At 66.7% G+C, this 22,238-nt stretch carries 22 protein-coding genes; 8 read left to right on the plus strand and 14 right to left on the minus strand.

What is annotated here, in order from left to right:
* Positions 1-406: 406 nt before the first annotated feature.
* The 6 genes from ASE50_RS08395 to rpiB all read right to left on the minus strand — a co-directional run bounded on the left by ASE50_RS08395 (position 407) and on the right by rpiB (position 5,220).
* Entirely contained in the window at positions 407-1,315 is a 909-nt protein-coding gene (locus ASE50_RS08395) for a glycoside hydrolase family 5 protein (RefSeq protein ID WP_056398482.1), read from the minus strand.
* 182 nt (positions 1,316-1,497) lie between these two features.
* On the minus strand, positions 1,498-2,541 hold the full coding sequence (locus ASE50_RS08400) for a TrmH family RNA methyltransferase (protein WP_082438914.1): 1,044 nt from the start codon (positions 2,539-2,541) through the stop codon (positions 1,498-1,500).
* A gap of 182 nt (positions 2,542-2,723) precedes the next feature.
* Complete coding sequence (gene nrdR, locus ASE50_RS08405) at positions 2,724-3,185, minus strand: transcriptional regulator NrdR (protein ID WP_056398484.1); 462 nt, start codon at positions 3,183-3,185, stop codon at positions 2,724-2,726.
* Between the two features lie 54 nt (positions 3,186-3,239).
* Entirely contained in the window at positions 3,240-3,395 is a 156-nt protein-coding gene (locus ASE50_RS19220) for a hypothetical protein (RefSeq protein WP_200909452.1), read from the minus strand.
* A 9-nt stretch (positions 3,396-3,404) separates the two neighbouring features.
* The gene (gene glyA, locus ASE50_RS08410; protein ID WP_056398487.1) at positions 3,405-4,700 is read right to left on the minus strand and encodes a serine hydroxymethyltransferase; all 1,296 of its coding nucleotides are present in this window, start codon (positions 4,698-4,700) and stop codon (positions 3,405-3,407) included.
* A 79-nt stretch (positions 4,701-4,779) separates the two neighbouring features.
* A complete protein-coding gene (gene rpiB / locus ASE50_RS08415; RefSeq protein ID WP_056398489.1) occupies positions 4,780-5,220 on the minus strand; it encodes a ribose 5-phosphate isomerase B in 441 nt (146 codons plus the stop codon).
* 73 nt (positions 5,221-5,293) lie between these two features.
* On the opposite strand from rpiB, the gene ASE50_RS08420 reads away from it, so the two are divergent.
* The 3 genes from ASE50_RS08420 to ASE50_RS08430 all read left to right on the plus strand — a co-directional run bounded on the left by ASE50_RS08420 (position 5,294) and on the right by ASE50_RS08430 (position 7,242).
* Complete coding sequence (locus tag ASE50_RS08420) at positions 5,294-5,767, plus strand: hypothetical protein (RefSeq protein WP_056398491.1); 474 nt, start codon at positions 5,294-5,296, stop codon at positions 5,765-5,767.
* Positions 5,760-6,233: a DUF3429 domain-containing protein gene (locus ASE50_RS08425; protein ID WP_056398495.1), complete on the plus strand. Its 474-nt coding sequence runs from the start codon at positions 5,760-5,762 to the stop codon at positions 6,231-6,233. The genes ASE50_RS08420 and ASE50_RS08425 overlap by 8 nt, the downstream gene beginning before the upstream one ends.
* 166 nt (positions 6,234-6,399) lie before the next feature.
* The gene (locus tag ASE50_RS08430) at positions 6,400-7,242 is read left to right on the plus strand and encodes a GGDEF domain-containing protein (RefSeq protein WP_056502706.1); all 843 of its coding nucleotides are present in this window, start codon (positions 6,400-6,402) and stop codon (positions 7,240-7,242) included.
* 31 nt (positions 7,243-7,273) lie between these two features.
* Here ASE50_RS08430 and hemA read toward each other — a convergent pair whose 3' ends face one another.
* Complete coding sequence (hemA, locus tag ASE50_RS08435; RefSeq protein ID WP_056398500.1) at positions 7,274-8,518, minus strand: 5-aminolevulinate synthase; 1,245 nt, start codon at positions 8,516-8,518, stop codon at positions 7,274-7,276.
* A 107-nt stretch (positions 8,519-8,625) separates the two neighbouring features.
* On the minus strand, positions 8,626-9,423 hold the full coding sequence (murI, locus tag ASE50_RS08440) for a glutamate racemase (protein ID WP_056398504.1): 798 nt from the start codon (positions 9,421-9,423) through the stop codon (positions 8,626-8,628).
* A gap of 136 nt (positions 9,424-9,559) precedes the next feature.
* On the opposite strand from murI, the gene plsY reads away from it, so the two are divergent.
* The 3 genes from plsY (at position 9,560) to topA (ending at position 13,921) form a co-directional block, all read left to right on the plus strand.
* Positions 9,560-10,126 carry a glycerol-3-phosphate 1-O-acyltransferase PlsY gene (gene plsY, locus ASE50_RS08445; RefSeq protein ID WP_235512260.1) on the plus strand — a complete coding sequence of 189 codons (567 nt, stop codon included), beginning with the start codon at positions 9,560-9,562 and terminating at the stop codon, positions 10,124-10,126.
* The gene (gene dprA / locus ASE50_RS08450) at positions 10,119-11,210 is read left to right on the plus strand and encodes a DNA-processing protein DprA (RefSeq protein ID WP_056398510.1); all 1,092 of its coding nucleotides are present in this window, start codon (positions 10,119-10,121) and stop codon (positions 11,208-11,210) included. The genes plsY and dprA overlap by 8 nt, the downstream gene beginning before the upstream one ends.
* A gap of 113 nt (positions 11,211-11,323) precedes the next feature.
* A complete protein-coding gene (gene topA, locus ASE50_RS08455) occupies positions 11,324-13,921 on the plus strand; it encodes a type I DNA topoisomerase (protein WP_056398513.1) in 2,598 nt (865 codons plus the stop codon).
* Positions 13,922-14,035: 114 nt separating this feature from the next.
* On the opposite strand, the gene ASE50_RS08460 is transcribed toward topA, so the two are convergent.
* From ASE50_RS08460 to ASE50_RS08485, 6 genes are all read right to left on the minus strand, one after another.
* Positions 14,036-14,329: an SEL1-like repeat protein gene (locus tag ASE50_RS08460; RefSeq protein WP_056398516.1), complete on the minus strand. Its 294-nt coding sequence runs from the start codon at positions 14,327-14,329 to the stop codon at positions 14,036-14,038.
* 104 nt (positions 14,330-14,433) lie between these two features.
* The gene (locus ASE50_RS08465) at positions 14,434-14,862 is read right to left on the minus strand and encodes a TIGR01244 family sulfur transferase (RefSeq protein WP_056398519.1); all 429 of its coding nucleotides are present in this window, start codon (positions 14,860-14,862) and stop codon (positions 14,434-14,436) included.
* 177 nt (positions 14,863-15,039) lie between these two features.
* Positions 15,040-16,806, minus strand: coding sequence for a DNA helicase RecQ (gene recQ, locus ASE50_RS08470; protein ID WP_056398524.1), 1,767 nt, complete (start codon positions 16,804-16,806; stop codon positions 15,040-15,042).
* Between the two features lie 196 nt (positions 16,807-17,002).
* The gene (locus ASE50_RS08475; RefSeq protein ID WP_056398527.1) at positions 17,003-17,785 is read right to left on the minus strand and encodes a class I SAM-dependent methyltransferase; all 783 of its coding nucleotides are present in this window, start codon (positions 17,783-17,785) and stop codon (positions 17,003-17,005) included.
* Positions 17,782-18,750, minus strand: a complete 969-nt coding sequence (locus ASE50_RS08480) for an alpha/beta fold hydrolase (RefSeq protein WP_235512263.1) — start codon at positions 18,748-18,750, stop codon at positions 17,782-17,784. Before ASE50_RS08480 ends, ASE50_RS08475 begins: the two co-directional genes overlap by 4 nt.
* 266 nt (positions 18,751-19,016) lie before the next feature.
* Positions 19,017-20,834, minus strand: coding sequence for an ABCB family ABC transporter ATP-binding protein/permease (locus tag ASE50_RS08485; protein ID WP_056398625.1), 1,818 nt, complete (start codon positions 20,832-20,834; stop codon positions 19,017-19,019).
* A 94-nt stretch (positions 20,835-20,928) separates the two neighbouring features.
* Between ASE50_RS08485 and ASE50_RS08490 the strand changes: the two genes are divergently transcribed.
* Complete coding sequence (locus ASE50_RS08490) at positions 20,929-21,165, plus strand: hypothetical protein (RefSeq protein ID WP_056398533.1); 237 nt, start codon at positions 20,929-20,931, stop codon at positions 21,163-21,165.
* Positions 21,166-21,386: 221 nt separating this feature from the next.
* Positions 21,387-22,136, plus strand: coding sequence for a Coq4 family protein (locus ASE50_RS08495; RefSeq protein ID WP_056398536.1), 750 nt, complete (start codon positions 21,387-21,389; stop codon positions 22,134-22,136).
* Positions 22,137-22,238: the final 102 nt, after the last annotated feature.

The raw sequence follows: 22,238 nt of genomic DNA on the forward strand, positions 1-22,238 counted from the left end.
CTCATAACCTGAAGGTCACAGGTTCAAATCCTGTCCCCGCAACCATACCAAACATACCGACAGCCCCGTCTCAACAAAGACGGGGCTGTCGGGCGTTCCGGACACGCGCATCAATTGCTCCGCGAACTGAGACCTCTACGCTCCCGGTACAGGGCAATCCGCTCGTTCCGGTACATCAGCGCGCTTGCTGTAGCGGCTGTAGCCGGAATGCTTCTCGCCTTTGACGCCGCCCTCAAAGGCGGCTGCGCCGCATGAGGCGCTGGCTAGAGTCTCTTTTGATCAAACGTGATCGCCCTCACCCTTCCGCGGCTGCGCCGCTCCCTCCCCTCTCCCGCCGGGAAAGGGAAAAGACGCCGAGGGCGGCGAAGGGTGAGAGCAACCAAAGGTGATAGAGTTTAACCCTCACCTATCGACCGGTCGGCACCAAGGCCTGTCGGATCGGTTCGACCCAGCGATCCTTGTCGATATCGTACACGAGGAAGTCGCTGTCGAATTGCCAATAGGCCCAAGGGAAGCCATGCGCCTCCGCCTCGCGGCGAACCGCCGACGTATAGCGGACGCGGGCTGCCATCGGGATGCCGCTTTTGTCGTACGCGCCGAACTCGCCGAGCAGGATCGGGCGGTTGTTCGCCTTCGACCATGCCGTCACCTTGTCGTAATCGGCCTTGATCTGCGCTTCGTCGGCAGCGGTGAAGGGGATGCCGCTGACCTTTGCCATATCCTCGGCCCACGGCGCGCCCTGATGGGTGAAGCGGAATGGTTCGTAGGAATGGAACGTCACGATGATGTTCCGGTCGTCCCGTGGCAGGGTCAGCGTCGACAATTCTTCCAGATTGTTCCAGCGGGTCGGGCCGATCACCAGCGTCCGGTCAGGGTTGGTCGCGCGCACCACCGGGATCAGCCTGGCGAGCATCGCATTCCACCGCGCGGCGTCAAGCGGGGAGTGCGGTTCGTTCAGCAGTTCGAACAGCACCGTGTTCGGCGCATTACGATAGCGTTCGCCGATCTGCTGCCAGAACGCGATCAGCTTCGGTTCGCAGGCGTCGGGCGCCGCCGAACAGGGATTGAAATCGTGTTCGTCGAGAATGACGGTCAGGCCGGCGGCAGTCGCCTCCTTGACCACCCGGTCGAGCGTCGCCAGCCACTGCGGGTTCAGCCGGTTCTGCGCATCCATATGCTCGAGCGCCTGCAGCACCACGCGGACGAAATCGAAGCCGCCCTGTTTGATGATCGCGAAATGCTTCGTCTGGAACCGCGCCTTGGCGGGATCGCGCCATAGCGGGTCGTAGCCGATGATATTGACGCCGCGCTTCAGCTTTGCCGCTGCCTGCTATGCCGGTTCGGAGGTCTTCGCCGATTGCGGTGCTGGGGCGGCCGACAACGGTGTCACGATCAGCGCGGCGGCAAGATGTGCGAGCATTTTGAAGCGCATGGTTGGTCTTTCGGATCGTGCGGACGCGCGAGGCTATCGCGGTCCGCGCTACCGTTCAATCGCCGTCAGCGCCGCCGTTTCGCCCCGTCCAGTGCCGAAAGTACGCCGCGCATCGTGCGCACCTCCTGCGACGTCCAGCCGGGCTTGGTCAGCAGCGTGCGCAGCGTCCGGCGCGAGGTGACGGCGCGTTCGGGCGGGAAGAAGAAGCGGGCGGCTTCCAACATGTCGTCCAACTGGCCGATCATGCCTTCCAGTTCCTCGTGCGGGGCGGGTTCGCCGAGGTCGACGATCGACGGGCTGGCGAGGTCCTGCCCCTTCGACCATTCATAGGCGACGAGAATGACCGCCTGCGCGAGGTTGAGCGAGCCGAATTCGGGATTGATCGGCACGGTCAGGATCGTGCGGGCGAGCGCCACGTCATCGGTTTCGAGACCCGATCGTTCGGGGCCGAACAGGATCGCGGAGCGACCGGCATCGGCCCGGATCGCCTGTGCGGCGACTTCGGGTGTGACGACCGGTTTGGTGATGCCGCGCTTGCGGACGGTCGTGGCGTAGACATGGGCGCAGTCGGCGACGGCATCGGCGACGCTGTCATAGACGACGGCATCGCGCAGGACCTGATCGGCACCGCTGGCAGCCGGGCCGGCTTCGGGATTGGGCCAGCCGTCACGCGGCGCGACAAGGCGCAGGTCGGTGAGGCCGAAGTTCAGCATGGCGCGGGCAGCCTTGCCGATATTCTGGCCGAGTTGGGGGCGGACGAGGACGATGACGGGTTGGGCGGTCGCGCTACCCTCTCGCTCGGATCGAGCAGCATCGAGCTTGTCGAGATGCGGCTGTCGAGAACTCGCCGCGGTGGAGATCGTCGACCAGTCGCCGCGGAACAAACCTTCCTTCTTCTTGCGCGACCAGTCCTTTACCTGTGCTTCCCGCTCCAGCGCTTCGGTGCGGGTCTGGAAGGTTTCGCTCCACATCAGTTCGACCGGTCGGCGGTCAGCGGTGTAGCCGGGGATCGCGCCGGACTGATGCTCGGCGACGCGGAGGTCGAGGTCGTCGGTGTGGCCGGTATAATAGGTGCCGTCCGAGCATTTGAGGATGTAGGCGTAGAACATTGGCGGGCCTTGGCGTTTTGCGGAGCCGCGACGGGTTCTCGACGGGCGTATCTCGACAGGCTCGATACTGCTCGAACTGAACGGAGGGAAGGGGGCCCGGTTAGCGGAGCGTTCTCGACAGACGCTTCGCGACTTTGCTCGAAGCTGCTCGAACCAAACAATTTGAGCAGGGGAACACGACCTTACCCCTTCGCCGCATCCCCGACCGTCCCCGCAAATTCCTCGAAATCCTTCGCTTCGCGGAAGTCCTTGTAGACGCTGGCGAAGCGGATGTACGCGACGGGGTCGAGCCCCTGCAGCCCCTCCATTACCAGCTCGCCGATGCGGCCCGATGCGACTTCGCTGTCCCCGGTCGTTTCCAGCTGGCGCTGGATACCCGAGACGAGACGCTCGACCTGTGCCGGGGTGATCGGGCGTTTGCGACAGGCGGTGGCGACCGAGCGGAGCAGCTTGTCGCGGTCGAAGGGCTGACGGCGGTCGCCCGATTTGACCACGGTCAGGTCGCGCAGCTGGATACGTTCGAAGGTCGTGAAACGCGCGCCGCAGCCGGAGCATTGCCGCCGCCGCCGAATCGCCGCGCCATCGTCGCTGGGCCGGCTGTCCTTCACCTGGCTGTCGTCATGGGCGCAGAACGGGCAGCGCATCGGTCTTCCTGTCAAACCGTCCGCGCCACCAAATGGCGGCGCGGACGGGGCGCGTCAGTAACGCGTCTGCTTCTTCGCCTTGTAATAGGCATAGCCCGCACCGGCAGCCGCGCCGATCAGCGGGCCGACGAACGGCACCGGAATGGCGATGACCGCGCCCAGTGCGCCCCATTTCGCCATGCTCTTGCCGACCGATTTGTCCTTGACCATGTGACCTCCTTACAGACCCGGGTAGATCGGGAACCGCTCGCACAGCGCCCGAACCCGTGCCTTAACGTCCGCCTCGACTTGCGGGTCCCCGGCCTCGCCCTTGGCACGCAGGCCGTCGAGCACATCGGCGACCATATGGCCGATTTCGGTGAACTCGGCCTTGCCGAAACCGCGGGTGGTGCCGGCGGGCGATCCGACGCGGATGCCGCTGGTCTTGACCGGGGGGAGAGGATCGAACGGGATGCCGTTCTTGTTGCAGGTGATCGCCGCGCGCTCCAGCGCCTCGTCGGCATCGCGGCCGGTGACGCCAAGCGGGGTCAGGTCGATCAGCGCCAAATGCGTGTCGGTGCCGCCGGCGACGACATTGGCACCGCGATCCTTCAGGGTGGCGGCCAGCGTCTGCGCGTTCTCGACCACCGCGCGGATATAGTCCTTGAATTCGGGGCGCAGCGCCTCGCCGAACGCGACCGCCTTGGCCGCGATCACGTGCATCAACGGACCGCCCTGCAGCCCCGGGAACACCGCCGAATTGATCTTCTTGGCGATGGCTTCGTCGTTGGTCAGCACCATGCCGCCGCGCGGGCCCCGCAGCGTCTTGTGGGTGGTGGTGGTGACGACATGCGCCTGGCCGAACGGGGTCGGGTGCAGGCCGGCGGCGACGATGCCGGCGAAATGGGCCATGTCGACCATGAACTTCGCGCCGACTTCATCGGCGATCGCGCGGAACTTGGCGAAGTCGATATGGCGCGGATAGGCCGAGCCGCCGGCGATGATGAGCGTCGGCTTGTGCTCGCGCGCCAGTGCCGCGACCTCGTCATAGTCGATCAGATGGGTTTCGCGATCGACACCATATTGGACCGCGTTGAACCACTTGCCGGACATCGCCGCCTTCGCGCCGTGGGTCAGGTGACCGCCGGCGTCGAGGCTCATGCCCATGATCGTGTCGCCGGGCTTGGTCAGCGCCAGCATCACCGCGCCGTTCGCCTGCGCGCCCGAATGCGGCTGGACGTTGACGAAGCCGCAGCCGAACAACTGCTTGGCGCGGTCGATCGCCAGCTGCTCGACCTCGTCGGAGGGGTGGCAGCCCTGATAGTAACGCTTGCCGGGATAACCCTCGGCATATTTGTTGGTGAAGACCGAACCCTGTGCTTCCAGCACCGCCTTCGAAACGATGTTTTCCGATGCGATCAGCTCGATCTGATAGCGCTCGCGCTCCAGTTCGTGGGTAACGCCCGCGAACACGGCGGGGTCGGCATCGGCTAGGGTGGTTTCGAAGAAACCGTCGGGGCGGAACTGGTCGGTCATGGGGCGCGGCTCCCGGAGAGAAGAGGTCGCGCGCGCTTTAGTCCGGGTGTCATTGAAATGCCACCCGGGGAATCGGGATTCAGGCGGGGGGATTGCCGAGCTTGTCGACGCGGCGCTGATGGCGGTCGCCGCCGAACGGGGTCGTCAGGAACGCAGTCAGACATGCCTTCGCCATCTCGCTGCCGATCAGCCGGGCACCCATCGCGATGACGTTGGCGTCGTTATGTTCGCGGGCGAGCGCCGCCGACAGGGGTTCGGACACCAATGCGCAGCGGCAGGCGGCGACGCGATTGACCGCGATCGAGATGCCGATGCCCGATCCGCACAACGCAACGCCAAAATCGGCGTCGTTGCCGCTAACTGCTTGTGCCAGCTTGTATCCATAGTCCGGATAGTCGACGCTGGCCGGCCCGTCGGGGCCGAGGTCGGCGACTTCGTGTCCCTGGTCTTGCAACCAAGTGACGAGTTCTGTCTTGAGCCCTAGGGCGGCGTGGTCGGATGCGATTGCGATACGGGCCATGGGCCGCTTCTAGCCGTCGGGATGGCCGGGCGCTAGGCTGAGGTCGTTGGGAAAGGCGAAAGGGATGGCAAGGATGCGTGGAACGATCATCGTCGCGGCACTTGCACTAAGCGCGTGCGGCGCGTCGGAACGGCGCAGCGAAGGTGCCGCGACACAGGCTGCGATCGAAAACAGCGCCGCCACGCCGCTGCCTGCGCCAAAGGCCCCGACCCCGGCGCAATCTCCGACCCCCACGCCAACCCCGACCGCCAGCGATACCGCCGCGCTGGGAGCGACCCGCTATCTCGGCCGCTGGGTCGGGGTCGAAGGCACTTATCTGGTCGTCAGCGATCCGGCGCAGGGCGATGTGAAGCTCGAAATGCAATATGACCTTGACAATAAGGGCAATTTCGTAGGCACGGTAACGCCCGAAGGCATCCGGTTCGAACGCGTTGGCGAGACGCTGCTGTTGCGACCGGGCAACGGCGATGCGACCGGGCTGAAATGGCTGGCGGGCAAGAACGATTGTCTGACGGTCAAGCCGGGGGAGGGATATTGCCGTGACTGACGCGATCGATACGGCTCCGGTCGTCCGTCCGCCGCTTGCCGCGTTGTTGCTGGGCTATGCCGGGCTGCTGCCGCCGATCGTCGCGGTCGCGGTCCGGCTGATCGATCCGGCCAAGGGCGGCATGATGCTGGCGCTGGCGCTATTCTATTCGGCGCTCATCCTGAGTTTTCTGGGCGGGATGTGGTGGGGCGCGGTGTCGGCGCGAGTGAGCGGCGCGGCGCTGACGCTGTGGCTGGGTATCGCGGTGGTGCCGACGCTGGTCGCGCTGGTCGCGGGCGCGATCCTGTTCGCGTCGGTGCTGTCGGCGTCGGCGATCGTGGCCGCGGGGCTGCTCGGATCGCTGCTGGTCGACATGACGCTGGTCCGTGCGGGGCATGTGCCGGCGTGGTGGATGAAGCTGCGCGTGCCGCTGTCGGTCGGACTGGCGGTGATGACGCTGCTCACCGGACTGTTGGCGCAACCATAGGTTTCGCGCATCGCGAAATCACCGGAAAGCATGGGACTGGCAAGAACTGGGTCCATGATCAGCCGGACACCAGTACAGATCTACCATTTCATAGTAGTGACAAGATCCATCTATTTCAGTAACCTACCGATTGAACATTGGCGGGTTCATTGATATGCAATGACCTATGCAGATAGAGATCGCACACGCTCGTGCTGCATTGGCATTTTTGGAATATCACCAGCTTGAACCGAGTGCCTTCAATTATGGCACCGCGCTGGCGCATCTGTCCGGTTCGTACAAAATTCTATCCGACGATATACTGGCATCGATCGAAGGTGCGGGGCTGACCAATACGCGCTTCGTCGAATTGGGCGCGGCGCAGGCGGCAGCAGCGGCAACGCTTGCCGATCATCCGGGAACATCGCCAGTGGACGCGGACGATGCCTCGATCGTTCAGCGGGTGGCGGCGACGGAGCGGAGCCTGGCCGAACTGCGCGAACAGGTCGCGCGCCTGTTGGCGACGGGCGCGGCGGGGCGAACCGGCGCGGTCGATGCCGAGCATGACGAACTGACCAATGCGCTGAACCAGACGGGGGCCCGCCGGGTGCTCGACAAGATCGCGGCGCAGGATCAACGCTATGCCCTGCTGATGTTCGGGATCGACGGATTGCCCGGGATCAACCGGATCTATGGCAATTCGGTCGGCGACAATATTCTCAACGCCTTCGCCACGAAACTGGCAAAGGCGTTTCCCGACCAGGAAGCCATTCGCTGGTCGGGCAACGAATTCATCCTCGCCATTCCGGGGCAGACGATGACCGCGCTGCGCGCACAGGCCGAAGAGGCGTTGCAGCTGCTCCAAGGTCGCAAGTTCAAGCTGCGCGGGTCGGGGGAGGCGATCGGGACCGTCACCGCATCGGCGGCGATGGTTGCCGGTCATGGCAACGGCATCGAATGGGTCATCGACGAAGCCCGTGCGAAGCTGCAAGGCGTTATGCTGGCCGGTGGCAACCGGGTCGTGCACTGAAACCTGCCGCTCCGTTCGGGAGCGGCAGGTTTCAGGCGGCTTTCTTCAGTTCCAGCCGGCCCCAGATCTCGACCAGTGCGGCGGTCAGTTCCTGCATCATCGCCGTGTCGTGCGCTGGCCCTGGCGTAAAGCGCAGCCGTTCGCTGCCGCGCGGGACGGTCGGATAATTGATCGGCTGAACATACACACCGTATTCGCGCAGCAGGATGTCGCTGATCCGCTTCGCCTTTACCGGGTCGCCGACCATCAGCGGCACGATATGCGTGGTCGTGTCCATCACCGGCAGCCCGGCATCGGCGAACAGCGTCTTGAGCGTCGCGGCGGCCGCCTGCTGCCCCTCGCGCTCCGCCGTCGATGCCTTCAGGTGGCGGACGCTGGCCAGCGCCCCGGCGACCAGTACCGGCGACAGGCTGGTCGTGAAGATGAAGCCCGGCGCATAGGAGCGGATCACGTCGATGACCGTACGATCGGCGGCGATATAGCCGCCCATCACCCCGAATGCCTTGCCCAGCGTCCCCTCGACGATCGTCAGTCGCGATGCCGCGTCGTCGCGTTCGGAAATGCCGCCGCCGCGCGCGCCATACATGCCGACGGCGTGGACTTCGTCGAGATAGGTCAGCGCGTTATATTTGTCCGCAAGGTCGCAGATCGCATGAATCGGCGCGACGTCGCCATCCATCGAATAGACGCTCTCGAACGCGATCAGCTTGGGCACCGACGGGTCTTCGGCGGCCAGCAGTTCTTCGAGATGGGCGAGGTCGTTGTGACGGAACACTCGCTTTTCGCAGCCCGAATGCCGGATGCCCGCAATCATCGACGCGTGGTTCAACTCGTCCGAAAAAATGATGCAGCCCGGCAGGATGCGGGCGATGGTCGACAGCGTCGCCTCGTTCGAGACATAGCCGCTGGTGAACAGCAGCGCCGCTTCCTTGTCGTGCAGGTCGGCAAGCTCGGTTTCGAGGTCGATGTGATAATGGGTGTTGCCGCCGATATTGCGGGTGCCGCCCGAACCGGCGCCGACATCGTGCAGCGCCTCTTCCATCGCCGCGATGACCGCGGGATGCTGGCCCATCGCAAGATAGTCGTTCGAGCACCACACGGTGATCGGCTTCGGCCCGTTATGCCCGGCGAAGCACCGCGCATTGGGGAACTGCCCCTTGTTGCGCAGAATGTCGATGAAGACGCGGTAGCGTCCTTCTTCGTGCAGGCGGTCGATCGCCTGTGCGAAGACACGGTTGTAATCGACCGAGCGGGCCGGAACTGCGTCGATGCTCATGGAACCGGGGTGTACCTGTTGCGCGGCGACGTTTCCAGCGGATAAAAGCGGTTAGGGTGATCGAGCGCCTTGGACATTTTGTCCACGGGGTGAAGGTTTTCTCGGACCTACAACGCCTCGACCGACCCGAACCCGCGTGATTCCAGCCCGGCCGCGATCGTCCGCTCGCGCGCACCCAGCCGGGTGAAGACGAGTCGTCCGGGGACCGGCGCTTCGGGAAAGGGCTGTCCCGCCGTGAGCACCGCGATGCGCCGCGCGATGCCGGGGCCGCCGTCGACGAAGGCGATGTGCGGGGCGGCCGCGCGCATTTCTGCCTCCATCAGCGGGAAATGGGTGCAGGCGTTGACGATGACGTCGATGCGTCCTCCCTCCGGCTGGTCGAGCAGTCCGGCGAGTTCGGCGGCGATTGCGCCCGGCGGCGGCGCATCGCCGGCCAGCGCCCCCTCGGCCAGTTCGACCAGTGCCGCCGATCCATGGCGCAGCACGGTGCAGTCGCCGGCAAAGCGTACGGCAAGGTCGTCGACATAGGGTTGGCGCACCGTCGCCTGCGTCCCGAGCACACCGATGACGCGACTGTGCGACATTTCCGCCCCGACCTTGATCGCGGGCACGGTGCCGACGACCGGCACGTCGAGCGCGGCACGCACCACCGGCAGCGCGATGGTCGATGCGGTGTTGCACGCGATCACGACGAGGCGCGGGCGATACCGCTCGACCAGCCGCCCGAGCAGCGCCGGCACCCGCGCGGCGATCTCCGCCTCGGTCCGGGTGCCATAGGGAAAACCGGCCGAGTCGGCGGCATAGACGATCGGCGCGGTCGGCAGCAGCGCCAGGGTCGGCGCGACCACCGACAGGCCGCCGACGCCTGAATCGAAGAACAGGATCGGTTGCGTCGTCTGGCCCATCACCGGGCATACTCCCTTTGGCGTATCCGGCCGCGTTGCATGCCGTCGCCGAACCCCTTACCCTCCATGCGACAGACGGCAAGTTCAGGGGGCTATCCTGCCGAGCGAAATACTCTGGATCCCGCCGGCGGCGGCGTTGCTGATCGGCTATGTGCTGGGATCGATCCCATGGGGCATATTGCTGACCCGCATCGCCGGTGCCGGCGACCTGCGCACGATCGGGTCGGGCAATATCGGCGCGACCAACGTGCTGCGTACCGGGCGGAAAGGACTGGCGGCGGCGACGCTGCTGCTCGACCTGTTGAAGGGGGCGGCGGCGGTGTGGATCGTCGCGGCGCTGTTTCCGGGTGAGGAACCGGTCGCCGGTGCGGCGGCGTTCGTCGGCCATTGCTATCCGCTGTGGCTGCGCTTTCGCGGCGGCAAGGGCGTGGCGACGATGATGGGCGTGGTGGTGGCGCTCTGCCCGTTCGCTGGACTGGTCTATGCCATCGTGTGGCTGGGGTTGCTGGCGACGGTACGTATTTCGTCGGTCGCGGGCATGGCGGCGTCGGTCGCCGCACCGATCGCGTCGGCATGGGCCGGGCGGTTCGACCTCGTGATCCTGTTCCTCGGCCTTGCGCTGATCGTGCTGTGGAAGCATCGCGAGAATATCGAACGACTGGTCGCCGGGACCGAGCCGAGGATCGGCCGCAAGCGTGAATGAGCCGCAAGCGGCCCGCTTCGCGGCGCTGCGGCTGATCCGGTCGGCCAATATCGGCCCGGTCACGTTTCGCGCGCTGATCGAGCGGTACGGCGACGCTGCGGCAGCGATCGACGCGTTGCCGATGCTGGCGGCGCGCGGGGGCGGCCGGGCACCGGTGCTGGCCGACGAAGGCGCGGTGCGGCGGGAAATCGCGACGGTGCGTGCGCTCGGCGGGCGTTTTCTGCTGCTCGGCGATCCCGACTATCCGGCGTTGCTGGCCGAACTGGACAGCGCGCCGCCCGCACTGATCGTGCGCGGCGACCTGTCGCTGCTGGCGCGGCCGTGCGTGGCGATGGTCGGTGCCCGCAACGCGTCGGCGGCGGCCTGCCGTTTCGCGCGGGGGTTGGCGGACGAACTGGGCGCGGCGGGATATTGCGTGGTGTCGGGGCTGGCGCGCGGCATCGACACGGCGGTGCATCAGGGCGCGATCGGCCATGCGACGATCGGCGTCATCGCCAGCGGCATCGACGTCGTCTTCCCGCCCGAGAACGCGGCGTTGCAGGAAGAGGTGGCGACTCGCGGGTTGCTCCTCGCCGAACAGCCGCCGGGCACGCAGCCGCTCGCCCGCCATTTCCCGTCGCGCAACCGGATCATCGCCGGGCTGGCGCTGGGCACGGTAGTGGTCGAGGCGGCTCCGCGATCGGGGTCGCTCATCACCGCCCGGCTGGCGGGAGAGGCGGGGCGCGAGGTAATGGCGGTGCCGGGATCGCCGCTCGATCCGCGGGCGCAGGGATGCAATGCGCTGATTCGCGACGGTGCTACGCTGGTGCAGAACGCCGCCGACGTGGCCGAGATGCTCCGCCCGATCGATGCGCGCGCGGTGCGGGCACCGGGCGGGCGCTATGTCGGCGAACCGACGGCGACCGACGCCAGCGATGGCGACCGGACGCGGATTACCGGACTGCTGGGGCCGGTGCCGGTGGTGGTCGACGAACTGGTGCGGCAATCGGGATGCCCGACGACGGTGGTACAGACGGTGCTGCTCGAACTCGAACTCGCCGGGCGGCTCGACCGGCATGCCGGCGGGCGGGTCAGCCTGGAGTAATCACCTGCCATCAAAGCGTAACCGCGCTGCGTCACCAGCCCAACCCGACTTGACGCCACCCCCCGGCGCTCCCCACTCTCGTACGCGTACGCACAAGGACCGACCGCCACATCATGCAGCTTGTCATCGTCGAATCGCCCGCCAAGGCGAAGACCATCGAAAAATACCTGGGGTCGGATTACCGCGTCCTCGCCTCCTACGGCCATGTCCGCGACCTGCCGCCCAAGGATGGGTCGGTGAACCCGGATGACGGCTTTGCCATGGATTGGGAAACCTATGCGGACAAGACGAAGCAGCTGAAGGCGATCACCGACCTCGCCAAGACCGCCGACCGCCTGATCCTCGCCACCGATCCCGATCGTGAGGGCGAGGCGATCAGCTGGCATGTGCAGGAGGTGCTGAAGAAGCGTCGCGCGCTGCCCAAGGAGGTCGAGCGGGTCACGTTCAACGCGATCACCAAGCCCGCGATCCTCGCCGCGATGAAGGCCCCGCGCGAGCTCGATACCGACCTGATCGATGCATATCGGGCACGACGCGCGCTCGACTATCTGGTCGGCTTCACCCTGTCGCCGGTGCTGTGGCGCAAGCTGCCCGGCGCCAAGTCGGCCGGACGCGTCCAGTCGGTCGCGCTGCGCCTGCTGGTCCAGCGCGAGCGCGAGATCGAGACGTTCGTCGCGCAGGAATATTGGTCGGTCGTGGCCAAGATGGAGGCCGATGGCACGCCGTTCGACGCGCGCCTCGTCAAGCTGAAGGGCAAGAAGCTCGACAAGCTGTCGCTGGGCGATGCCGGGTCGGCCGAGGTCGCGAAGGCGGCGGTGGTCGCTGGCCGCTTCACCGTCACCAATGTCGAGACGAAGCCCGCGACGCGCAATCCGCCGCCGCCCTTCACCACCTCGACGCTGCAACAGGAAGCGGCGCGCAAGCTGGGTTTTTCCGCCAGCCATACGATGCGGGTGGCGCAGTCGCTCTACGAAGACGGCGCGATCACCTATATGCGGACCGACGGCGTGCAGATGGACGGATCGGCGATCGATGCGGCACGTGGCGCGATCGCCAACCGCTATGACGGCAGCTACGTCCCGGACAAGCCGCGCCAGTACCAGACCAAGGCCAAGAATGCGCAGGAAGCGCACGAGGCGATCCGCCCGACCGATTTTTCGAAGGACCGCGCGGGATCGGGCGATCATGGCCGTCTGTACGACCTGATCTGGAAGCGGGCGCTTGCCAGCCAGATGGCGTCGGCCCGGATGGAGCGCACCGCCGTCGAGTTCGAGGACCAGACCGGCCAGACCGGCCTGCGCGCGACCGGGCAGGTCGTGCTCTTCCCCGGATACCTCGCGCTGTACGAGGAAGGGCGCGACGATGCGGCGGATGAGGATTCGCGCCGGTTGCCGCTGCTGCGCTCGGGTGACAGCCCGGCCAAGAAGGACGTGGTCGCCGAACAGCATTTCACCCAGCCGCCGCCGCGTTTCTCCGAAGCGTCGCTGGTCAAGCGGCTGGAAGAATTGGGGATCGGGCGTCCGTCGACCTATGCCTCGATCATTCAGGTGCTGAAGGATCGCGGCTATGTCCGGGTCGAGAAGAACCGGTTCTTTGCCGAGGAGACCGGGCGGTTGCTGACTGCGTTCCTCGAACGCTTTTTCGAGAAATATGTCGGCTATGACTTCACGGCCGAGCTGGAGGAGGAGCTGGACGACGTGTCGGGCGGGCGTGCCGAGTGGCAGGCGGTGCTCGAAGCATTCTGGCGCGATTTCAAGCCGCGCACGTCGGAAGTGATGGAGCAGCAGCCGAGCGCGATCACCGCCGAGCTCGACCAGTTTCTTGGGAGTTACCTGTTCCCCGAAAAGGCCGATGGGACCGACCCCCGCCTGTGCCCGAATTGCGGCGAGGGCCGGCTGGCCCTGCGCGGCGGCAAGTTCGGCGCGTTCATCGCCTGTTCCAACTATCCCGACTGCAAATATACCCGCCGCTTCGCGCAGCCGGGCGGTGAGGAAGGCGGCGACGCCGGTCCCGAAGGACTGGGCAAGGACCCGGAAACCGGGCTGGAGGTCGAGCGCAAATCGGGTCGGTTCGGCCCCTATATCCAGCTTGGCGAGGGCAAGGATGCCAAGCGTGCGTCGATCCCGAAGGATATCGGCGAGTTGAACCTCGAATGGGCGCTCAAGCTGCTCAGCCTGCCGCGCACCATCGGCAACCATCCGGAAACGGGCGAGCCGATCGAGGCGGCGATCGGGCGCTATGGCCCGTATCTAAAGCATGCCGGCAAATATGCGCGGTTGCAGACGACGGCGGACGTGTTCGAAACCGGCATGAACGCGGCGGTGGTCAAGCTGGCTGAGGCGGCGGCGGGCGGCGGGCGACCGGCGCGCGGGGCGGCGAAAGAGCCGCTGAGGGTGCTCGGCGCGCATCCGCGGACCGAGGCCGAGATCAAGCTGATGGAAGGGCGCTATGGCCCCTATGTCACCGATGGCACGACCAACGCGACGATCCCGAAGTCGATCGAACCGAGTGCGCTGACCCTCGAAGAAGCGGCGCAACTGATCGACGACCGTGCGGCGGCGGCTCCGGCTAAGGGCAAGAAGAAGCCGGTGGCGAAGAAGGCGGCACCGAAGAAAGCGGCGGCAAAGGATGACGCCAAGCCGGCGGCGAAAAAACCTGCTGCCAAAAAGGCCGCACCGAAGAAAGCCGCACCGAAAAAGGCGGCGGACTGACCCTGATCCCGTCGCGACAGGACATCGTTCCGGCACGCCGGGAGGATGTTCGGATCGGCGCGGTGACGGGGTTCCGATCCGCTTGGCGGCCGGCACGTCCGGCCGCGAAGCGGGTCAGTTCGGGCGGGTTTCGGTCCGCAGGAAGGCGCGGGCGGCTTTCTGCGCATCGGCGATCTGACGCGGGGTCATGTCGCAGGCGATTTCGGCGCGCCAATGCTGTGCGTCCTCCAGCCCCGACATCGCGGCGAGGTTGAACCATTTGTGCGCTTCGACCAGATCGATGATCGCGCCACCGGTCCCGCTCGAATAGCAGATGCCGAGTTCGAACCACGCCGCGCCGGTGTTGCGCTGCGCTTCTTCTGCCCGGCTTTCGTGGAGAAAGCGGGCGCCGTCCAGACCAATGCCCATATCGATAACCCCTGTTGGTACGGGCAGAGGGATGCGGCACTGGCCGTTGCGATTTGGTTAAGCGCCTGAACCGATGTGGTTACGTACGTTAAGGTACCCGCGACTTAACCTTTGGAAAGCGCGTCCAGCATGGGTCGGATGCCCGACAGGTCATAGCCCGCCGTACCGCCCGCCGCGACCAGTTCGGCCGAGTCGCGGCCGCCCTTGGCACTGGCGAGCGCCCACAGATTGCAGGATCGCGTGCCCGAGCGGCAATAGGCGAGGATCGGACCGTCGGCCTGTTCCAGCACATCGGCCATCGCGTCGAGTTGCGGGTGGCTGAACCCGGCATGGGTGATCGGGATCGCGTGATAGGCGAGCCCGGCCGCCGCCGCCGCCGCCGCGATCGTATCGCCGCCTGGCTGGCCGGCTTCCTCGCCATCGGGGCGGTTGTTGACGATGGTGGTGAAGCCCTGCGCCTTCAGCGTGGCGACGTCGTCGGCGGTGATCTGCGGGCTGACCGAGATGCGGTCGTCGATACGGCGGATTTGCATGGGGAGGGACGATAGCGGTGCGGCGGGGGCGACGCAAATCCTCCCCGGCACGGGGAGGGGGACCATGCGCAGCATGGTGGAGGGGGATCGCCGCAGACGCAGCCATTCCGTTTGCCGCGATCCCCCTCCACCATCCGCTTCGCGGACGGTCCCCCTCCCCACGATGTGGGGAGGAATTTAGTGCTGCTTGATTACCGAGAGAAACGCGTCGCCATACGCCTGCAGCTTCTTTTCGCCGATACCGGTGATGCGTCGCATGCCGCCGATCGTCTGCGGTCGGTCGGTCGCCATGTCGCGCAACACCGAGTCGTGAAAGATGACATAGGGCGGCACGCCGGCTTCCTGCGCCAGTTCGCGGCGTTTGGCGCGCAGTGCCTCGAACAGCGGATCGCCGGTCGGGTTGGGGGGTGCCGTGCCGCTGCCGCGCCGCCGCCGCTCGCGCTTGGGCGGGACGATCAGCGACAGCGTATCGCCGCCCTTCAACAGCCCGCGCGCGGCGGGGCCGAATTCCAGCCCGCCATGGTCGTTGGCGCGCAGCGCATCGCGCAGTTGCAATGCGCGGCCGACGGGTTTGAGCAGCGCGGTCTCGTCGCCGTCGACGATGTTCCATACCGACAGCTGTTCGTGGCCGTTGGTCATGCTACGTTCGGTCGACTGGCCGGTCAGGACCTGTTCGATATAGGTCGCGCCGAACATCATGCCGGTCCGGAACACCGCCGACAGATATTTCTGCGCGACCTGCGTCGCGTCGATCGCGTTGGGCGGCGTGAGGCAGTTGTCGCAATTGCCGCAATATTCGGGCGGCGATTCGCCGAAATGGCGCAGCAGGATCGCACGGCGGCACCCGGCGGTCTCGACCAGCGCACCCAGCGCGTTCAGCCGCTGCCGCTCGCCCGGCTGGCGCGCCGGTTCGACCTCGCCGATCCGCTGGCGCGCGCGGGCGAAGTCGTCGGCCCCCCAGAACAGATGCGCGGCCGCCGGATCGCCGTCGCGCCCGGCGCGGCCGGTCTCCTGATAATAGGCCTCGATCGATTTCGGCAGTCCGGCGTGTGCGACGAAGCGCACGTCGGGCTTGTCTATCCCCATCCCGAACGCAATCGTCGCCACCATCACCATATCCTCGGACGCGACGAAATCATGCTGGTTGCGCTGACGCACGGCGGAGTCGAGCCCGGCATGATAGACGCGGACCGGACGCCCGGTCTTGGCCAGCGCCTCCGCCAACCGTTCGGTCCCGGCGCGCGACTGGACATAGACGATGCCGGGGCCGGGAGTGGCGGCGATGACGTCGGCGATCTGGCGCGTGCCCTGATCGCGCGGGGTGATGTGGTAGCGGATGTTGGGCCGGTCGAAGCCGGCGACGATCAGCCCGTCGTGCGGAATGCCCAGCTGTTCGAGGATGTCGGCGCGGGTATGCGCATCGGCGGTGGCCGTCAGCGCCAGCCTGGGGACGTCGGGGAACTGGTCGAACAATGGCCGCAGCAGGCGATAGTCGGGGCGGAAGTCGTGGCCCCATTCGCTGACGCAATGCGCCTCGTCGATCGCGAACAGGGCGAGGTTGCCGCGCGACAGCAGGTCGCGGAAATCGCCGCCCGAGGCGCGTTCGGGCGCGACGTAGAGCAGGTCGAGCTCGCCATCGAGGAACCGCCCGCGCGTCTCGGCGCGATTGTCGTCGGCGCTGGTCAGCGTGGCGGCGCGGATGCCGACGGCGGTCGCGGCGCGCAACTGGTCGTGCATCAGCGCGATCAGCGGCGAGACGACGACGCAGGTCCCGTTCAGCATCGTGGCGGGCAGCTGATAGGTCAGCGACTTGCCCGCACCGGTCGGCATAACCGCCAGCGTCCGCTGTCCGGCCAGCACGCGGTCGACCACCTGCCGCTGGACACCGCGGAAGTCGGGAAAGCCGAAGGTCGATTGCAATACGGGGATCGGGTCGAGCGCCATCGCCCTCCACCTAGGGATGCAGGGCGTGGGCGTCGAGGGTTAAGAGGCTGTTCGAAAACGCGCGGTTGCGCGTTTTGCGGTGCCGGCCCGCTCCCCCTCCCGACCACCCATTCAGGATACGCTGTGGGTGGCCGGGAGGGGGAGCGGGCCGGCACCGCCTTGAAACTCGCCTTTTCGCGAGTTTCCAAACGGACTCTTAAGGCAGACGGACCGCGCGCCAGCCGTCGCCGGTGATCGTCGCTTCGCCGACCGTGCCGGTGTAGCTGCGTCCGGCGGCGGTGAGGCGGATTGCGGTGCCGCGCAGGGTGCCGGCGATCGCGGCATTGCCGAGGGTGCCGGTCACGTCCTGAAACCGCTGATCGACATGCAGCGGCACCTGTCGTCCGTCGGGCAGGGTCGCCAGCCAGTCGCCACCCGCGACGGCGGGGACGATCCACAGGAACACGCGGCGATCGGCGACCAGCCGTTCTTCGTCGGCACGCCATTCGCCCATGTCGAACGCATGGGTGACGATCCGCGTACCCGGCCGCAATTCGTTCAGCAGGCGCGGGCGGAGCGCAAGGTTGATCTTCGGCAGCAGGTACATGGTCACCACGCTGGCGTCGCGCAGCGGCACGTCGAACAGATTGGCGCGAGAGAAGCGGGCGCGGTCGGTCAGCGTGTAGAGCGCGGCGTTGCGCCGGGCGCGTTCGACCAGCGCCGCGTCGATCTCGATCCCGTTCGCCCGCGCGCCGCGACGAGCGGCGGCGATCGCGATGCGGCCGTCACCCGAACCGAGGTCGATCAGCGTGTCGTTCGCCCCGACCTGCGCCATCGCCAGCATCGCGTCGACGACCGGTTCGGGCGTCGGGACATAGGGGACGTCGTAGTCGGGTTCGCGCGCGGCGATGCCTTGCCCGCGCAGGATGTCGCCCATGCCGTCGCCGTACGCGGTAGTGCAACCGCTCAGCAGCAGCACCGCCAGCAGCAGCGCCCTCACGCGGTCGCAGCCGTTCGCAGCCAGTCGGCGGTCTCGCGTGCATGGGTGACGGGGATCATGTGGCCGCCGGCGATGTTGGTCAGCGTCGCGCCGGGGATCATCGCGGCGGTGCGATCACCCTGATGCTGCGGATCGAGCAGATGGTCGTCCCGGCCGTACAGGATCGCGACCGGCAGGCCGATCGAACCATAGCGTGCGGCCATGCCCGATACCGCGCGGTTGGCGTCGTCGATCTCGAACGCGCCCGCCTGAAAACTGGAAGGGCGCAGCGCGACGAGGCCGCCGCCGCGCGTGCCGAAATCCATCGGCACCGCATCGGGCGCAAAGACATGCCTGGCGACGGCCGGTCCGGTCAGCGTCGTCAGCGGCACCCCGACCGTCCATGCGGCGAGGCCACGGAGCGGGGCGGGCGGTGCCTTGCCCCGGAAGATCGGCGGAATATGGTCCATCGGCTGGGTCAGCGGGGCGATCAGCGCGATACCGCGCACCTTGCCGGGATGGTTGAGCGCAAAGGCGAGCGCCACCGCACCACCCATCGAATGGCCGACCAGCAGCGGCCGATCGAGGCCCAGCGCATCGATCAGGTCGGCGACCATGCGGGCCTGTTCCTCGATCGGCGGCTGGCCCCCATCGACGCTGCTGTGTCCCCAGCCGGGCCGGTCGACGAGGATCAGGCGATGATCGGCAAGTTCGGCAGTCAGCGCATAGGAAAAGTTGCGCAGCTGCCCGTACAGGCCGTGCAGCATCACCATCACCGGACCATTGCCGCCGGTATCGACATAATGGAGCCGCCCGCCGGGGACGTCGACGAAATCCCCGTCCGCCGGCACCAATGCTTCCGACGCGCTGGCGGCGAGGGCGGTCCATAGCGCGAAGCCACCGCCGACCAGCGCCGTGGTCGTCACCGCTTTTTTCAGCCGGTCGTTCATCGTTCGCTCTCCCGCATCGCCCCGCCGGATACGCATGGGCGCGATGGAGTGTCCATCGGATACGGTTTAGCGTTTGATCCATCCAGATCGAATCAGACGTCACTCCCAGTGATGGCACGAGACGAGAGCCGCACGAGGCCCCAGCCTTCGCTGGGGCGACGTTTCCGGTTGGCTGGATCAGGCACCAGGTTGGATCGACATTCAGCGACGATCGCGAATGTTCGTCATTCCCGCGCAGGCGGGAGCGACGATAGCGAATAGAGCAGTCGTCCCGCGTACCAGGAACCGAATGTCGATTTGCCTCACGCTTCGGCCATCGCCGCCTCGCGCTCGTCCGCCTGCCGCGCCCACATCTCGGCATAGGTGCCGCCCGCGCGGAGCAGTTCGCCGTGCGAGCCGCTTTCGACGACCCGGCCCCCCTCCAGCACGACGATACGGTCGGCATGGACCACGGTCGACAGGCGATGGGCGATGACGATGGTCGTGCGCCCGCGTTCGATCGCTTCCAGCGTGGCGAGGATGTCGGCTTCGGTTCGGCTGTCGAGCGCGCTGGTCGCTTCGTCGAGGATCAGCACCGGCGGGTTTTTCAGCAGCGTCCGGGCGATCGCGACCCGCTGTTTCTCGCCGCCCGACAGCTTCAGTCCGCGCTCGCCGACGCGGGTGTCGAACCCCTGCGGCAGGCTGGCGATGAATCCCGCGATCGACGCACCCTGCGCCGCCCGCGCGATATCGTCGGCGGTCGCGTCGGCGCGACCATAAGCGACGTTGTAGCCGATCGTGTCGTTGAACAGCACCGTGTCCTGCGGCACGATGCCGATCGCGCTGCGCAGCGACGCCTGCGACACGGCGGCGATATCCTGTCCGTCGATGGTGATGCGCCCGGCGGTCGGATCGTAGAACCGGAACAGCAACCGGGCGAGCGTCGACTTGCCCGCGCCCGACGGCCCGACCACCGCCAGCGTAGTGCCCGGCGGGACGTCGAGGTCGATCCCGTTCAGGATCGTGCGACCGTCGCCATAGCCGAAGCCGACCCCTTCGAACCGGACATGGCCGCGCGAGACCGTCAGCGCCGGTGCGCCGGGGGCATCGACGACCTCGGCCGGGGTGTCGATCAGGTCGAACATCGCGCCCATATCGACCACGCCCTGCCGCACGGTGCGATAGACCATGCCGAGCAGGTCGAGCGGCCGGAACAACTGGGTCAACAGCGTCGAGACCAGCACGACGTCACCCGCCGAAAATACCCCACGCGCCCAGCCGAAGACGATCAGCGCCATGCCGCCGCCGAGCATCAGCGCGGTGATCAGCGCCTGTCCGATGTTGAGCAGCGCCAGCGAGTTTTCGGACTTCACCGCCGCATCGGCATAGCCGGCGACGGCGCTGTCATAGCGTGCCGCCTCGCGCTCCTCCGCGCCGAAATATTTGACCGTTTCGAAATTCAGCAGCGAATCGACCGCGTGCGCGACCGCGCCGGTGTCGAGATCGTTCATCCGTTCGCGCAAGGACGACCGCCAGTCGGTGACCCAGCGGGTGAAGGCGATGTAGAACACCACCATCGCCACCGTGCCGATGACCAGCCAGCTGCCGAACCGCGTGCCGAAGATCCACAGCACCAGGCCCAGTTCAAGGATGGTCGGGGCGATGTTGAACAGCAGGAAGTAGAGCATGGTGTCGATGCTCTTGGTCCCGCGCTCGACCACCTTGGTCACCGCGCCGGTACGCCGTTCGAGATGGAAGCGCAGCGACAGCGCATGGAGATGGCGGAAGACCGACGCCGCCAGCCGCCGCGTCGCGTCCTGTCCAACGCGTTCGAACACGACGTTGCGTAAGTTGTCGAACAGGGTGCCGGCGAAGCGCGCGGCGGCATAGCCCGCGACCAGTGCCACGACGAGCCACAGCGCATCGCGCGACCCCGCCGCCATCGTGTCGATCGCGCCCTGCAACGCGAACGGCGCGCCGCGCACCTGCACGACCTTCGACGCGACGACGAGTGCCAGCGCGGCGACGATGCGCACCTTCAGTCCCGTGGACCCGGCGGGCCACAGATAGGGGAGGAATCGGCGGAGCGTCGCCAGCATCGGCCGGGTCGGGCCGGAGGCGGTTGAGGTATCGGGGGGCATTGCAAGCGCCATTTGGGGAACCGGGCGCGTCGGCGCAACGCTTCGTCGGAACAAGCTGTGCCCGAACGTATTGAAACAGGGGAGGAGACAGGCGATGGCACCTTTGGTCTACATCATGGCGATCCTGGGCTGCGGCGACGACGGCGCGACGTGCAGTCGCGAGCGGATCGCCCCGGCCAGCTATCAATCGGTCGCGGAATGTCAGGCGGCGATGCCCGCAATCCTCGCGCGCAATACCGACCTGTCCTATCCGGTCATCAGCGCATCGTGCGAACGCGGCGGAGCGCAGATCGCCGAGAGCCGATCGCGGGCAAAACCGACTGCCGGTTGATCCGGCGTACCAAAGCCCGATCCACCTCCATCGAACCGGGCATCATCCCGGTGCAGGCTGATGACACGGGACAAGCGCCGAACAAGGCCCCAGCCTCCGCTGGGGCGACGTTTCGAGGCAGCTGATCAGACGCTTGCGGTGGCGATACGGTACGCTTGGCTCGTGCTTGACGACGCGCCGGCTTGCGAATACTTACAGCGATGTAAGTAACGGAGTCGGTGATGGCGACGCAGGGGATCGAAGCGGTACAACCGGTGCGCCGCGACTGGGGCACGGCATGGGCGGCGCTCAGGCGGTTGCTGGCGGACGGCAATGATACGGTACAGGTGTTCCGCATCATGCGCGCGCTCAACGCCGATACCAGCCACCGCAATTATGCGCGGTTGCTGACCGAACCGGGCGGCGGGCGGATCGCGTACGAGCATGTCGAACTGACCACGCGCTTCTCCAACCGGGCATGGATCGATGCGCTGCCCGACGGCAGCGTCGGCGCACAGTATCGCGCGTTCCTCGACCGCACCGGTTTTTCGGCACAGGGATTGGCGGAGATCAGCTATGCCGATGGCGAGGGCTGGCAGGACGCACCTCATCCGGTCGCTTGGTTCGGTCGGCGCGAGCGCGACGTCCACGACATCTGGCACGTCCTGACCGGCTATACCGCCGAGGAGCATCTGGGCGAGGCGTGCCTCGTCGCGTTTTCCTATGCGCAGACCGGCGGACTGGGCTGGGCAGCGATCGGGCTGGGCGCAGCACTGAAGTCGCTCCGCGTCACCGGCGAGCGGGCGTTCGCGAAGGCGGTGTGGGAAGGGTATCGCAACGGCCGGCGCGCACGCTGGCTCCATGCCGAGGCCTATGAGGCCTTGCTGGCCGAGCCGCTCGACGTGGCGCGGCGGCGGCTGAACATTGCCGAGCCGGTCGCGTATCACGCCGCGCAGCAGCGGTTGCGCGAGCAGGGGTTGCAGGGGATTTAGAGCCGAACTCGACCGACTGGGTCACCCTCCCTCTCCCGCCGGGAGAGGGAAAAGACGCCGATGGCGGGGAAGGGTGAAGGCGACCCCTGGGTTCGTTTCCTT

The organism is Sphingomonas sp. Leaf5 (assembly GCF_001421155.1).
GTDB lineage: Bacteria > Pseudomonadota > Alphaproteobacteria > Sphingomonadales > Sphingomonadaceae > Sphingomonas.

What these genes read in the sequence shown, in the direction of transcription:
- ASE50_RS08400 (WP_082438914.1), bottom strand. Translation starts at nt 2,541, where the DNA reads ATGTTCTACGCCTACATCCTCAAATGCTCGGACGGCACCTATTATACC.
- nrdR (WP_056398484.1), bottom strand. Translation starts at nt 3,185, where the DNA reads ATGCGCTGCCCGTTCTGCGCCCATGACGACAGCCAGGTGAAGGACAGC.
- ASE50_RS19220 (WP_200909452.1), bottom strand. Translation starts at nt 3,395, where the DNA reads ATGGTCAAGGACAAATCGGTCGGCAAGAGCATGGCGAAATGGGGCGCA.
- glyA (WP_056398487.1), bottom strand. Translation starts at nt 4,700, where the DNA reads ATGACCGACCAGTTCCGCCCCGACGGTTTCTTCGAAACCACCCTAGCC.
- rpiB (WP_056398489.1), bottom strand. Translation starts at nt 5,220, where the DNA reads ATGGCCCGTATCGCAATCGCATCCGACCACGCCGCCCTAGGGCTCAAG.
- ASE50_RS08420 (WP_056398491.1), top strand. Translation starts at nt 5,294, where the DNA reads ATGCGTGGAACGATCATCGTCGCGGCACTTGCACTAAGCGCGTGCGGC.
- ASE50_RS08430 (WP_056502706.1), top strand. Translation starts at nt 6,400, where the DNA reads ATGCAGATAGAGATCGCACACGCTCGTGCTGCATTGGCATTTTTGGAA.
- hemA (WP_056398500.1), bottom strand. Translation starts at nt 8,518, where the DNA reads ATGAGCATCGACGCAGTTCCGGCCCGCTCGGTCGATTACAACCGTGTC.
- murI (WP_056398504.1), bottom strand. Translation starts at nt 9,423, where the DNA reads ATGGGCCAGACGACGCAACCGATCCTGTTCTTCGATTCAGGCGTCGGC.
- topA (WP_056398513.1), top strand. Translation starts at nt 11,324, where the DNA reads ATGCAGCTTGTCATCGTCGAATCGCCCGCCAAGGCGAAGACCATCGAA.
- ASE50_RS08460 (WP_056398516.1), bottom strand. Translation starts at nt 14,329, where the DNA reads ATGGGCATTGGTCTGGACGGCGCCCGCTTTCTCCACGAAAGCCGGGCA.
- ASE50_RS08465 (WP_056398519.1), bottom strand. Translation starts at nt 14,862, where the DNA reads ATGCAAATCCGCCGTATCGACGACCGCATCTCGGTCAGCCCGCAGATC.
- recQ (WP_056398524.1), bottom strand. Translation starts at nt 16,806, where the DNA reads ATGGCGCTCGACCCGATCCCCGTATTGCAATCGACCTTCGGCTTTCCC.
- ASE50_RS08480 (WP_235512263.1), bottom strand. Translation starts at nt 18,750, where the DNA reads ATGCGTATCCGGCGGGGCGATGCGGGAGAGCGAACGATGAACGACCGG.
- ASE50_RS08485 (WP_056398625.1), bottom strand. Translation starts at nt 20,834, where the DNA reads ATGCCCCCCGATACCTCAACCGCCTCCGGCCCGACCCGGCCGATGCTG.
- ASE50_RS08490 (WP_056398533.1), top strand. Translation starts at nt 20,929, where the DNA reads ATGGCACCTTTGGTCTACATCATGGCGATCCTGGGCTGCGGCGACGAC.
- ASE50_RS08495 (WP_056398536.1), top strand. Translation starts at nt 21,387, where the DNA reads ATGGCGACGCAGGGGATCGAAGCGGTACAACCGGTGCGCCGCGACTGG.